8 protein-coding genes and 1 pseudogene are annotated in these 12,221 nt (G+C 37.3%); 6 read left to right on the top strand and 3 right to left on the bottom strand.

The window, feature by feature from the left end; all coding sequences use genetic code 11:
* Positions 1 to 176 precede the first annotated feature (176 nt).
* A complete protein-coding gene (locus MKX47_RS03730; RefSeq protein ID WP_340771261.1) occupies positions 177 to 1,754 on the bottom strand; it encodes a two-component system sensor histidine kinase NtrB in 1,578 nt (525 codons plus the stop codon).
* Positions 1,755 to 2,004: 250 nt separating this feature from the next.
* Here MKX47_RS03730 and MKX47_RS03735 point away from each other — a divergent pair, with 250 nt between their 5' ends.
* The 3 genes from MKX47_RS03735 to MKX47_RS03745 all read left to right on the top strand — a co-directional run bounded on the left by MKX47_RS03735 (position 2,005) and on the right by MKX47_RS03745 (position 5,747).
* The gene (locus MKX47_RS03735) at positions 2,005 to 3,474 is read left to right on the top strand and encodes a UDP-N-acetylmuramoyl-L-alanyl-D-glutamate--2,6-diaminopimelate ligase (protein ID WP_340771262.1); all 1,470 of its coding nucleotides are present in this window, start codon (positions 2,005 to 2,007) and stop codon (positions 3,472 to 3,474) included.
* Positions 3,475 to 3,548: 74 nt separating this feature from the next.
* Positions 3,549 to 4,109 (top strand): VanZ family protein, encoded by a 561-nt coding sequence (locus tag MKX47_RS03740; RefSeq protein WP_340771264.1) that lies wholly within the window; start codon positions 3,549 to 3,551, stop codon positions 4,107 to 4,109.
* Between the two features lie 66 nt (positions 4,110 to 4,175).
* Positions 4,176 to 5,747, top strand: a complete 1,572-nt coding sequence (locus tag MKX47_RS03745; RefSeq protein ID WP_340771265.1) for a peptide chain release factor 3 — start codon at positions 4,176 to 4,178, stop codon at positions 5,745 to 5,747.
* Between the two features lie 906 nt (positions 5,748 to 6,653).
* Here MKX47_RS03745 and MKX47_RS21420 read toward each other — a convergent pair.
* Positions 6,654 to 6,875, bottom strand: a pseudogene (locus MKX47_RS21420) (hypothetical protein); the annotation flags it as partial.
* A gap of 422 nt (positions 6,876 to 7,297) precedes the next feature.
* On the opposite strand from MKX47_RS21420, the gene MKX47_RS03750 reads away from it, so the two are divergent.
* From MKX47_RS03750 to MKX47_RS03760, 3 genes are read left to right on the top strand one after another with little or no spacing between them, the layout of a single operon-like run.
* Positions 7,298 to 7,924 carry a TetR/AcrR family transcriptional regulator gene (locus MKX47_RS03750; RefSeq protein ID WP_340771267.1) on the top strand — a complete coding sequence of 209 codons (627 nt, stop codon included), beginning with the start codon at positions 7,298 to 7,300 and terminating at the stop codon, positions 7,922 to 7,924.
* 42 nt (positions 7,925 to 7,966) lie between these two features.
* Positions 7,967 to 10,285 (top strand): ABC transporter permease, encoded by a 2,319-nt coding sequence (locus MKX47_RS03755; RefSeq protein WP_340771268.1) that lies wholly within the window; start codon positions 7,967 to 7,969, stop codon positions 10,283 to 10,285.
* Between the two features lie 4 nt (positions 10,286 to 10,289).
* The gene (locus MKX47_RS03760; protein ID WP_340771270.1) at positions 10,290 to 11,048 is read left to right on the top strand and encodes an ABC transporter ATP-binding protein; all 759 of its coding nucleotides are present in this window, start codon (positions 10,290 to 10,292) and stop codon (positions 11,046 to 11,048) included.
* Positions 11,049 to 11,366: 318 nt separating this feature from the next.
* Here the strand turns inward: MKX47_RS03760 and MKX47_RS03765 are convergent, their stop codons facing one another.
* Positions 11,367 to 12,137 carry an NRDE family protein gene (locus MKX47_RS03765; protein ID WP_340771274.1) on the bottom strand — a complete coding sequence of 257 codons (771 nt, stop codon included), beginning with the start codon at positions 12,135 to 12,137 and terminating at the stop codon, positions 11,367 to 11,369.
* Between the last annotated feature and the right edge of the window lie 84 nt (positions 12,138 to 12,221).

Genomic DNA, 12,221 nt, shown 5'->3' on the forward strand with positions numbered 1-12,221 from the left:
GGGGTGTCCGAGAAGTGATTCTGGGACACCCCCTTGCGCCGAGGATGGTGGAAATTTTATTTCGACCACCGCAGAAGCACCGCCTGCAGCGGATAATAAAAACACGAACGAAGCACTGCGCTAAAAGTATTTACTTTTGGCGCAGCCCCTTTTGTTCTTTGAATGTCCTCAAAAATTTAGGATTGGACGATAGGGAAGGATAGTAATATTTCGGTACCAACCTCTTCTTGACTTTCGATTTTAATTGTCCCGTGATGGTCTTGAATAATTTTGTTAATGATCATCATGCCGAGCCCAGTGCCTTTCGTTTTTGTCGTATAAAATGGTTCAAACATTCGCTCTAATACATACGAAGGAATTCCGCAGCCAGTGTCTGTTAAATTGATTAAGACATCTTTTTGATCGGCGCTGAGGGACACTTCTAAGGTAATCGTTCCTCCGTCCGAAATCGCTTCTATTGCGTTTTTAAACAGATTAATCAATACTTGCTTAATTTGATTTTTATTTCCTAGAATTATAATATCAGGATAATTGTTTCGTAAGATAAATTCGATGGACTTTTGTTGAAATGCATAATGGAAAAATTGCACAATATCCTCTAGTGTTTCTGTTAAGTGAATGTTCACGAATTGATTTGCCTGCGGGCGTGATAACACTAGAAATTCCGACAAAATTAATTCAATGCGCTCAATTTCATTTTGAATAAGCTTTGTATATTCATAGTACGGCGAATTCGAATCTTCATTCATCATTTGAACAAAGCCAGAAATTACAGTCATCGGGTTCCGAATTTCATGGGCCACACCCGCTGCTAATTCTCCAACAAGCTTTAATTTTTCAGATTGCAAAATTAAATTTTCGTTTTCTTTTATATAAGAAATATCACGAGAAATAACAGATGCTGCAATAATTTCACCCTGTGGATTTAAAATGGGGGACAAGGAAATTTGAGCATCAAAATAAGTGCCATCCTTTCGCATATCGGTTGTTTCAAATAAGTGGTAGCTGGACCCTTTTCGAAGCTCTTTCGCACGACAGTTCGCACCATCCGCATTTTCAGGTGGAACAAGGGGAAGTGAACGGCCAATTGCCTCTTCTTTGGACCAGCCATATAACTTTTCGAATGCCGGGTTGACCGTAATGACGCGATCCTCTAAATCAAATACCGCAATGGCGTCCTCTGCCTGTTCGAAAAATAAATTCAAATAGGCTTGCTTCGAATTTAAATCATATTCACGGGCATCTGCTCGTTTCTCCATTTTCGTCCACGTATTTTTAATATAATAGCTTTGAATAATACTAACGACACAAATAATTAATAAAAAGAAGAATAGTAAGTAATTCTCTTCCGTTCCGAAAAAGCCAATTGAAAAAACATCGAATTTAAATAATAAAATAATTTCTACTAAAATGAGAATAATATTAGCGAAGTTTATTAAAAATGACCGGTAAATTGATAATACGCCAATCAAGTAAATCAAACTGTAGATTGTAATCGGACTATCGCTTTGAAAGTTATAAAGGAATAGTAAAATATGCCAATTAGCGATTAATATAATCTGGTAGACTTTTGGATTAATTTTTACTAAGTAAAGCACGCCTAGTAACACAGCACTAATTCCACAAAAAAACAAATAGCAATAGTGATGGTGGAATTGTTGCAAAAGGATGACGATAACGACGACAATGTTCGACAATAAATAAGTAATCAGTGTTAGAAAATTTCTTTTTTTCAATATTTCTTGTTGTTGCATGGCACACCCCAACTAGTAAACTATTTATCTTCTATCATACATGAATTCCCTATGTCGATAAATGGCGAATTTTGATATGATAAAGATAATGAAGAAATGCAGAATGGTTTCGCGTTTCTTTTTACTCGATTGAAGTGTAAAAGCATGGAATTTTCGTTGTAACAGCAGTATGATGTTTAGTACAAACAATAAAATAATCGTAAATGGAATTTTCATTCGCAAATAGATTGCAATTGTGGGGGAACAAATTATGTATGCAGAAGAACTTTTAAGTACACTGATGCAAAAGAAAATTGTAGGTAAATTACCAAAAGTGATTAAAGATATCGCAATTGATTCACGCAGTGTTCAGCCGAGCAGCTTATTCATATGTATTAAGGGCTATACTGTAGATGGACATGACTTTGCTCAAAAGGCTGTTGACGCAGGTGCAACCGTAATCGTAACGGAGCGTCTTTTACAATTAGAGGGTGAGGTTGCGCAAGTAATTGTCAATAGCACGGATCGTACGCTTGGTATTTTGGCGGCGAAATTTTTTGATTACCCATCAAAAGATTTAACAATGATTGGTGTAACGGGTACGAACGGCAAAACAAGTGTAACAGGCATTATTCATAATATTTTAGTCGGGCTTGGTGAAAAATCAGCGTTATCCGGGACAATCGGCTTTAATTTAAATGGTGTGCTTTATGAGTCAGCTAATACGACAAGCGACGCATTAAATACTCAGCAAATGATTTTCCGTGCAAAAATGGAAGGCTGCCGAGCGATGGTGATGGAAGTTTCATCGCACGGGTTGCAGTTAGGTCGTTTAGCAGGTGTGGACTATGATGTAGCAGTATTTACGAACTTAACGCATGACCATTTAGATTTCCACGGAACAATGGAAAACTACGGTAATGCAAAAGGCATGCTGTTCTCGCAATTAGGACAAGATTTAGAAAAAAATAAGCATGTCGTATTAAATGCCGATGATGCTTGGTCAGCACGCTATGCAGCAATGACCCCTTTTCCAATATGGACATATGGCTTAAAAAATGATGCCATATTCAAAGCAGAAAACTGTCGCTATGAAGACGGGATGACCTATTTTGATATGACGACACCAGAAGGCACATTCCCGATTGCGATGCACTTATTAGGTGAATTTAATGTATATAATGTATTAGCAGCGACGGCAGTCTTTTATGCACGCCAATTCCCAATCGAAGCCATTATCGAGCAAATCGAGATGCTGTCACCTGTAAAAGGGCGTATGGAAAAGGTAGATACCGAATTACCGATTCAAATCTTTATCGACTATGCACATACACCGGATGCGATTGAAAAAGCAATCAATGCGGCATTACCTTATAAAAAACCAAATAATAAATTGATTTTCTTAGTTGGAACAGGCGGTGGGCGTGATAAATCGAAGCGACCAACGATGGCGGAAAAAGCGTCGGTGGCTGATTATGTAATCTTAACAACAGACGATCCACGCTATGAGGAGTTCGATAGCATTACAGGTGATTTAGCAAAAGGGATGCAGCATGACCACTACGCTTGCATTGGGGACCGTGCCGAGGCAGTCAAGCATGCCATTAGCGTAGCGGAACCAGGAGATATTATTATCTTTGCTGGTAAGGGGCATGAGGATTATCAAATTATCGAAAATACAAAATACCCACATAGTGATGCACAAATTGCGATTCAAGCTGGAAAATTAAAATTCGTTTAAAAAAACAATTTCTATCCACTGTTTTTAACGTGAATACGTAAACGGTGGATTTTTTTTGGAGGTGAAGAGGCAATATGATAAGTTCTTTTTTAACGGACATGGCGGGCTATTGTCTCATTAGCCTGCCGTTTTATGTAGTGCTTAGAGGAATCTATATGCGAAAACGGAAGAAAAATGGGGCACGTGAAATCGTCATGCTGCTGTTTTTCCTTTATTGTGTCAGCATTTTTTCACAAACAATTATCCCGAATTTTTATATTTATGAAGGGCGAATTATTTTTGATACGGCAACGGCTTATGCACGTAGTAATTTTCAGCCACTAGCGACCATTCATATGTATTACGATCAGCTAGGTGGGCCGCTTGCGCAAATTGCCTTTTATAATTTAGTCGGTAATATTGTTTTATTTATTCCTTTTGGCTTTTTTATGCCATTGCTTTGGAAAAAATTACGTAGCTGGCGGCGCATGCATCTAATTGCGTTTGCCATTCCGTTATTTATCGAAGGGACACAATATTTTATCGGCCGTAGTATCGATGTGGATGATGTTTTACTAAACGCCATTGCGATTATTATCGGTTTCGTTATGTACAAGCTGTTTCAGCGACTTCGTAAATTGATGCAGGAAAAGTAAAAAAGGTTGTAACGAGTGTACAATGTCTTTTAAAATAAGTAAGTATGAAAAAAGGAGACGAAAAAAATGACTTTAGAACAAGATATATTATCGCGTCGTACCTTCGCCATCATTTCCCATCCGGATGCTGGTAAAACGACGATAACAGAAAAATTATTATTATTCGGTGGTGCCATCCGTGATGCTGGTACAGTAAAAGGGAAGAAAACAGGGAAGTTTGCGACTTCAGACTGGATGGAAATCGAAAAGCAACGCGGAATCTCCGTTACTTCTTCAGTTATGCAATTTGACTATTCAGGCTGCCGTGTCAACATTTTAGATACACCGGGTCACCAAGATTTCTCGGAAGATACGTATCGTACATTAATGGCTGTAGACTCAGCTGTCATGGTTGTGGATGCTGCTAAAGGGATTGAGGCACAGACGTTAAAGCTATTCAAAGTTTGTAAAATGCGCGGTATTCCAATCTTCACATTCATCAACAAATTAGACCGTCAAGGGAAAGAGCCACTTGAGCTAATTGAAGAATTAGAAGAGGTATTAGGCATTTCAGCTTATCCAATGAACTGGCCAATTGGTATGGGGAAAGAATTCCTTGGGATTTATGATCGTTACAATAATCGTATCGAACAGTTCCGTACAGAAGAAGCTGACCGTTATTTACCACTTAATGAAGAGGGTGCTTTAGCAGTGGAGCATCCAATGAAAGTAACTTCTTACTATACGCAAGCATTGGATGATATCGAATTATTAAACGAAGCGGGTAACCAGTATTCTGAGGAAAAAATTCGTCGTGGGGAATTAACACCGGTGTTCTTTGGTTCGGCATTAACAAACTTCGGGGTACAAACATTCCTTGATACGTATTTGAAATTCGCACCAGTACCACAGCCTCGTATTACAGAGGATGAGCAATTCATCGACCCAGTTGAGCATGGAAATTTCTCAGGCTTCATTTTCAAAATTCAAGCGAATATGAACCCTGCGCACCGTGATCGTATCGCATTTGTTCGTATTGTTTCTGGAAAATTCGAACGCGGTATGAATATGACGTTAGCGCGTACGAATAAGTCATTCAAAGTGACGCAATCAACACAGTTTTTAGCGGATGATAGAGAAACAGTTGATGAGGCGGTTGCGGGTGATATTATCGGTCTATACGATACAGGTACGTACCAAATTGGAGATACTGTTGTGGGTGGTAAGAAAACATTTAACTTCGAGAAATTACCACAGTTCACACCCGAAATTTTCATGCGCGTTTCAGCGAAAAACGTAATGAAAGGGAAACAATTCCAAAAAGGTGTACTGCAATTAGTACAAGAAGGCGCGATTCAATACTTCAAAACATTACACACAGAAGAAGTCATTCTTGGCGCGGTTGGTCAACTTCAATTTGAAGTATTCCAGCACCGTATGATTAATGAATACAATGTAGAAGTAACGATGGATCCAATTGGTACTAAAATTGCACGCTGGATTGAAAACGAGGCAGATGTGAAAGATTCGATGCATTCTCAGCGTTCAATGCTCGTGCGTGACCGTTTTGATAAAAAAGTATTCTTATTTGAAAATGAGTTCGCAATGCGTTGGTTCTCAGAGAAAAACGAAAACATTCAATTATATAGCTTGTTATAAAAAGTTGTTCATGTAGCATCGGAAAAAGTTTGATTAAAAACAGCTTACGATAATATAACCCCCCTTTTGAAAGAAGCTTGATCAAAAGGGATTCTTTTCTAATAGATTAAGTTTGTTTTTATAAAAAGTTTGAATTTTTGCTACCTATGTTGTTCAACTAAATTACTTGGGATTTTAGGACCGATTAAAATTTACAGATTTCAGGGTTCGTTAACTGTCTATATACAGGTTATTATTCAGAAAACATACCTGTTGTGTTTCTTAAAAATCTTGATAAGTCTTAATGTAGCTATGTTTATAGAACTTTGCATAAAAAACGTTATACACAATATTTAAAGGGGAAGCCAAAAAACGTTGATTTCACAGCGTTTTTTGGCTTTGTTTGTGCCCAAACTTTTATTGAAGACCGTTATTTTAAAAAAAATGAAATAATTATTAAATATCTAGTAGTGGGATAATATTAATTATTAGTTATTCATACTGAAGTATCCATTTATTATTTTTATAGTTTCTGCTATCTTCGAATACCCACAATTAAACTCTAATTTACATTCCGGCCCAAATGAAATTTCATTTTTTCCATCATAAGGAATTGCTTCATTTAAAAGTCTCCAATAGCCTTTTGTTTCAGTATAAAAAATAACAGGATCATAATTTCCAATAGTAATTATTCCAATAGCATTTAACTAATTTCTTAAGTTTTCTATAAACGTTTCTGGTAGTAAAACTTCTACTTTCACTGTGGTGATATTCATAAAGTTCCTTCTTTAATAAGTTACAGTTTTATCTTAAATAATCCCTCCAAAGTAAATACTTTAACATATATAAATCGATATTATACAAAATGTTAAAAACCACCAGATTATTACTCTTAATGTTGTAAAGCCGTATAAACTGCAATAAGAAATTACCTTTTTCTAAAAGTATAAATGCTATATGTAGTAGAATGGAAAAAATTGTCAGAAACCATCACGCCTTTTCCAGAGTAGGTACAACATCCAATAAAGCCGCCCAATCCTCAACTTTTCCCCAATTAGATACATGGTTATGTTTTGCACAAAGTGTTAATGCTGTAAATGATAACCTCATTGCCATCGCAAGCATATAAACTTTACCTGTTGCGAACATATAAAGATTTATAAAAGTTGTTACTATAGTAATAGGAGCTATTATGAATAAAGTAAATAATTCGTTAGGCTCCTCAAATAATTGAATATCGACTTTTTCCTCTAACAAGACGTTGTAATAAAAAAGTTAGCAAGGGTATGAGAATTAATAAACCTAAGTAAACTCTAGGTTCCCCAGTATGTGCTATAACAAAACGGTAAATCGATTTCAGAATAAATATCCATATAGATAGCCATTTCAGATTTTTGAAATTCAAGAGGATATCTCGTTTTATTTTTTTCTATATTACTTCGGTATAAAAATGATATCACAAATTCCTTTTAGTGGATGTTTATTAAAAATATTCCTAAAAAATAATTGACAAATAGTATTATTTTGTTAAAATTTTACACAGACAGTCAGTCGGTCTATAGGAGGTAGGAATGAGAAAAGAAGCAGTAGAACGTAAAAATGAAATTTTAGATGCAGCAGATGAGCTTTTTGGTAAAAAGGGATTTGATGGTACAAGCACAAATGACATTCTCGAAAAGGTCGGTATTGCGAGAGGCACACTGTATCATCATTTTAAATCGAAGGAGGAGATTATGGATGCGCTAATAAATCGATATAGTGATCGGTTATTAGGTGCTGCAAGGGGAGTAGCAGCCGACAAAACGGTTCCACTACTTGATCGCATTCTTCGTGTCGTCATATCGATGAACGTAAATGGTGGTAATAGCGAGGAAATTATGGAGCATATTCATAAGCCGCAAAATGCGCTCATGCATCAAAAAATCCAAAAAATGATGATTCACGGCTTAACACCGATTTTGGCAGAAATCATTTCAGAAGGTGTAGAGCAAGGAGCATTTCATACACCATACCCATATGAAACGATGGAAATGGTTGTGACTTATGCAAATATTATTTTTGATGATGATATGGTAGACATGACTGAGGAGGAACGTGGCATGCGCATTTTAGCATTCATTCATAACGTTGAAAGAATGCTAGATGTTGAAACAGGAAGCTTCATGACTGTTGCACAAATGTTTGGTGGCAATAAATAAAAAAAGAAATTCGTTTTGTAAATTTGAAAGTAGAGGTGACTTATGTATTTTAGAATCATACGCAATGATTTGTTAAAAAACAAACTGATTACATTCATCACAATGATGTTCGTCGCTGCAGCAGCGATGCTTGTGTCGTTAGCTGCTATTTTAACGATGAACCTTACTGGCGCACTCGATACGCTCATGATAAAGGCTAAAACACCACATTTTCTACAAATGCATGCAGGTGAAATCGATGAGGCTCGTCTCACTAGTTTTGCAGAAGTCAACAGTAATGTGGACGATTTTCAGCTTGTGAAATTTCTTAATATAGACGGGTCTCACATACAGCTAGGTGAACAATCCTTAGTCGATAATGTGCAGGATAACGGTTTAACGATTCAAAATGAGAAATTTGATTACCTGCTAGACATAGATGGTCATAAAATTAGCGTATCTGACGGTGAGGTATATGTGCCCATTAATTATATGAAGGAATATGCTACTGAAATAGGGGACAAGGCTGTAATCCATGGTCATGAATTTATTGTGACAGGATTTCTTCGCGATTCGCAAATGAATTCTAGCCTTTCTGCCTCGAAGCGTTTTTTAGTGAGTGAAAATGATTTCGCAAAACTCCAGGATGCTGGTAATTTAGAATATTTAATTGAGTTTCGATTAAAGGATGCCAAAACGCTTGGCGAATTTGAAACAGCTTATGCAGCAGCCGAGTTAGAGGCAAATGGTCCAACTGTTACATATACGCTATTTAAAATGATGAACGCATTGTCAGATGGCATTATGATTGCCATTATTTTATTAATTAGTGCATTGGTTGTAGCGATTGCGTTGATGTGTATTCGATTTACATTGCTGTCGAAAATGGAGGAAGACTATCACGAAATTGGTGTGATGAAAGCAATCGGATTACACATTAAAGATATAAAACGAATATACTTTGTGAAATATGCTGCGATTGCATGTATAGGGAGCTTGTTAGGTTTCGGGTTGTCACTTTTATTTAAAGATGTACTATTAGAAAATATCCGCTTATCGATGGGAGAGGCCGACAATGCTTCCATGGCATTGTTGCTTGGCGTAATCGGTATTCTGCTCGTGCTAGCTTCTATACTTCTTTATGTCAGTCGCGTATTAAAGCAATTCAACAAAATATCCGCTGTGGAAGCGATTCGCTTCGGTATGAAACAGGAAAAAACGACAGGCTCTAAGCGATTTCATTTAAATAAAAATAAGTTCCTTCCGACAAATATTTTTTTAGGGATGAAAGATGTGCTGGCGAGAAAGAAAATGTATGGAACAATACTTACGATACTTGTTATTTCTTCATTCATCATTATTGTCCCGCAAAATTTATACAACACAATTTCTTCAAAAAGCTTCACGCAATATATGGGGATTGGCGATTACGATTTGCGTATCGATATACAGCAGGTCGAGAATATCCCTGAGAAAACAGCTGAAATTTTACAAAAGGTAAGTAATGACGAAAATATTACTAGCTATGCTGAGCTAACAACAAAAATATTTAAGGCAAAAATGGGAGACGGTACGGAGGAAAATGTAAAAGTCGAATTAGGGGATCATGCTGCGTTCCCGATTGCTTATTCTCAAGGAAAAGCACCAACGAACGAAAATGAGATTGCACTATCTTCTATTAATGCAACTGAAATGAGTAAACAGGTTGGCGATAAGATGACCTTACTGATTGACGGAGTAGAGCAGGAATTTTCAATCAGTGGTATTTATTCAGACATTACGAATGGTGGTAAAACGGCAAAGGCAATGTTTACTGATCATTCAACAGAACCGATGTGGAGTATTGTCGTTGCAAAGCTATCAGATTCAGCAGATGTAAAAGGTAAAGTTTTGGAATATTCGAGCGCATTTGGCTATGCGAAGGTATCAGATGTCAATGAATTTGTGACACAAACGTTTGGTTCAACTATTAGCTCTGTTGAAATCGCGTCTTATGCTGCAATTGGTGTGGCAATTGTAATTACGGTGTTAATTACCGTTTTATTTATGAAAATGCTCGTTGTAAAGGATCGAGCTTCCATTGCGGTTATGAAGGCAATCGGTTTTACAAATGCAGATATTAAAATACAGTATATTTCAAGGGCTGTGTTCGTTTTAATGATTGGTATTGGATTAGGAACACTTCTTGCAAATACGGTGGGCGAGGTGCTTACAGGCGCCATTATTTCCTCGTTTGGTGCAGATACATTTAGCTTTACAGTCAATCCACTCATGGCCTATGTACTTTGTCCACTGCTCATGATCGGTGCGGTGTTAATCGGAACAATTGGTGGCACTTCAGGTGCAGGTCAAATAAAAATTTCACAAAACATAAAGGGGTAGACAGATGAACAAAATGATAATCGGTGACCGCATCACAAAATCCTTCGGAGAACGACAGGAGCAGCAAAACGTACTTGATGAGGTATCAGTTGAAATAGATGAGGGGGAGTTTGTTGCAATCATGGGTCCATCAGGCTCGGGCAAATCGACGCTTATGTTTGCACTTAGTGGTATGGATCGTGTCAATAGTGGTACCGTTGTATTTAAAAATAAAAATTTAGCTGAGATGGACGAAAAGGAACTTTCAGAAATTCGTAGAACGAAAATGGGCTTCGTGTTTCAGCAGCCGACAATGCTAAAAAATTTAACGATTTTCGATAATATTATTCTTCCAGTTATGCGAGACCAGCGAAAAAATACCGAAAATATCACTGAAAAGGCAAGAGCACTGATGAAAAGAGTCGGTATCGAAGCAATCAGTAATTACGATATAACACAGGTTTCAGGAGGGCAACTTCAGCGCGCGGGCATTTGTCGAGCATTAATGAACGATCCGCAAATTATTTTTGGAGATGAACCTACGGGCGCGCTCAATTCTCAAACAGCACAGGAAATTTTATCAATCTTCTCTGAAATTAATGAAGAGGGAACAACAATAGTTCTCGTTACGCACGACGTAAAGGTTGCCGCACAAACAGAGCGCATCCTTTATATGCGTGACGGTAAAATTGTTCAAGAGCTGAAGCTACCAAAATATAACGGTACGAACTTGGAGTCAAGGATGGAACAGGTAACAAAAGAAATGATGCATTTAGGGATCTAAACCTTTCACCGTAGACAGACATTTGCTGTAAGGTGTGTTTATTAGGTGCGACATTTTGTAGACTAGAATAAAGATATTTTGCATGATCATAATATTGTATTAAATGATGCACGAAAGCTAGGATACTGTGTGTATGGAGATAAGTAACACAATTACAAAACATCGAAACGCATTATATAGAACATGGCGGGCACTTTCTGACAGATCATGAAATAACATGGGACCGAATATTAAAAAGCATAAGAGGGAATTAATAGATTAACGTATAAATGAGTTAGTTTTCATCACTTTAACTTACATTGGGAAAGAGTTAGCGGGTCATCTAATAAGCCTCTTATTTATTTCAAACCATTTATCAAACGCAAATTTGCCTTGTTCGTATGTGCGTTCTTGTAGCTGAATGTGACCTTTTTTATTAATAGTAATGGCTGTTGAACATCTTGTACCATAATTGGGTAATTTGACGAATGCTGCAGATAGAGCGCGTTCTAGGTAGATGCCGACACCTGTATCGGGCAATATATCTTCTGAAGCTATGACATCATTTTCGAGCAATGATATGAGTTGGTTTGTTTCGATTGTTTCTTTATCGATTGCTTGTTGCAGTACCTTTGCTGCAAACGTTGCTTTTGGCCAGGGAGAGTTGAGCGTTGCGTTACTGACGCTATGCACTCCTGGCACAACAACTGTGTGCTCGTCAAACACGTTATTGTAATGCCGCATTTGCTCGCCATCATATAGCAGTACATTAAATCCGCCATATAAATCCTTATTGCCCCGTAGTTCTTTAACAAAATCCACACTCGTTTTCTCAGTATTTAAAAAAGATTTCACGATTGCTCCACGCGATAATAGGCCCGTTTCAGGTCGACTCGGGTCACGATAATTTGTTATTGCAGCGAAGCGTCCGGATATAGACACACCGAGCCAGCTACCATTCATACGTAAATCCTTACCTGCCAAAATATGAGGCGCATCCTCCCAAAAATGAACGGCTTTTGTAGGGCGCTCATAAAATTCATCACGGTTGGCAATAATGATTAATGGAAAATTGGGGTGTTTTTTATAAGCAAATGCGATCAAGCACATCTAATAGCCTCCTTCAAATTGTTTTGTAATTTGTAACATTTTACCACAAAAATTGTAGAAATTGTTTTATTAGAAAGGGATAAT

It is taken from the genome of Solibacillus sp. FSL R7-0668, assembly GCF_038006205.1.
Classification (GTDB): domain Bacteria; phylum Bacillota; class Bacilli; order Bacillales_A; family Planococcaceae; genus Solibacillus.

Coding starts and splice junctions, on each gene's coding strand:
- MKX47_RS03730 (WP_340771261.1), bottom strand. CDS start 1,754: ATGCAACAACAAGAAATATTGAAAAAAAGAAATTTTCTAACACTGATT.
- MKX47_RS03735 (WP_340771262.1), top strand. CDS start 2,005: ATGTATGCAGAAGAACTTTTAAGTACACTGATGCAAAAGAAAATTGTA.
- MKX47_RS03740 (WP_340771264.1), top strand. CDS start 3,549: ATGATAAGTTCTTTTTTAACGGACATGGCGGGCTATTGTCTCATTAGC.
- MKX47_RS03745 (WP_340771265.1), top strand. CDS start 4,176: ATGACTTTAGAACAAGATATATTATCGCGTCGTACCTTCGCCATCATT.
- MKX47_RS03750 (WP_340771267.1), top strand. CDS start 7,298: ATGAGAAAAGAAGCAGTAGAACGTAAAAATGAAATTTTAGATGCAGCA.
- MKX47_RS03755 (WP_340771268.1), top strand. CDS start 7,967: ATGTATTTTAGAATCATACGCAATGATTTGTTAAAAAACAAACTGATT.
- MKX47_RS03760 (WP_340771270.1), top strand. CDS start 10,290: ATGAACAAAATGATAATCGGTGACCGCATCACAAAATCCTTCGGAGAA.
- MKX47_RS03765 (WP_340771274.1), bottom strand. CDS start 12,137: ATGTGCTTGATCGCATTTGCTTATAAAAAACACCCCAATTTTCCATTA.